The following is a 730-nucleotide window of genomic DNA, read 5'->3' as shown; positions in this document are numbered from 1 at the left end:
AAGCAGCGAATCGTTTTTGGTCAAGGTATTTACCCCCTTTGTATCAAAAACTTAGTATACTAAACACCGGCCGCAAATAGAAGGATTAATCCTTTTTCCAGACTTTCTCGATAAATTCATCTCTTCCGGAGTTTGAGCGGTCCTTCTTGTATTCTTGTTCATTCGTTTTATAAAAGTCCTGGTGATAATCTTCCGCTGTATAAAAATTTACAGCTGGTAAGATTTTTGTAACTATAGGTTTTTTAAACTTGCCACTATGCTCTAATTCAGTTTTTGCAGTTTCTGCAGCAATTCGTTGCGCATCGTTATGATAAAAAATTGCCGTGCGGTAGGAGTCACCGCGATCCTGAAACTGCCCGCCATCGTCAGTGGGGTCAATTTGCTGCCAAAAGATTGACATGATTTTTTCATAAGCAATTACTTCCGGGTCAAAAGTAATTTCGACGGCTTCGTAATGCCCGGTTTGTCCCGTTTTCACTTCCTCATATGTTGGATTTATCACATCACCGCCAGTGTAACCGGAAACTACCGAATAAACGCCGTCCCATGTGTCAAATGGCTTTACCATGCACCAGAAACACCCGCCAGCAAAAGTTGCTTTTTGTTTTTCTATCCCCATAAACGATCATTCCTTATTTGTATATTTTTTAGAAGAGAATTATAATTTGTGTAACTATTAATTAAGTTCATCAACTATATCATAAATAAGGGGTGGGTGGCACGGTGATTG

The 730-nt window shown here is 39.3% G+C and carries 1 protein-coding gene; it reads right to left on the bottom strand.

Annotated elements, in window-relative coordinates; translation table 11 throughout:
- Nucleotides 1-85 precede the first annotated feature (85 nt).
- On the bottom strand, nt 86-619 hold the full coding sequence (gene msrA / locus AC3G7N_RS20975) for a peptide-methionine (S)-S-oxide reductase MsrA (RefSeq protein ID WP_089060466.1): 534 nt from the start codon (nt 617-619) through the stop codon (nt 86-88).
- Nucleotides 620-730 lie beyond the last annotated feature (111 nt).

This window comes from Virgibacillus carmonensis (assembly GCF_057836705.1).
The sequence above is the reverse complement of the archived record's forward strand: the minus strand, read 5'-3'. Positions and strand labels throughout refer to the sequence as shown.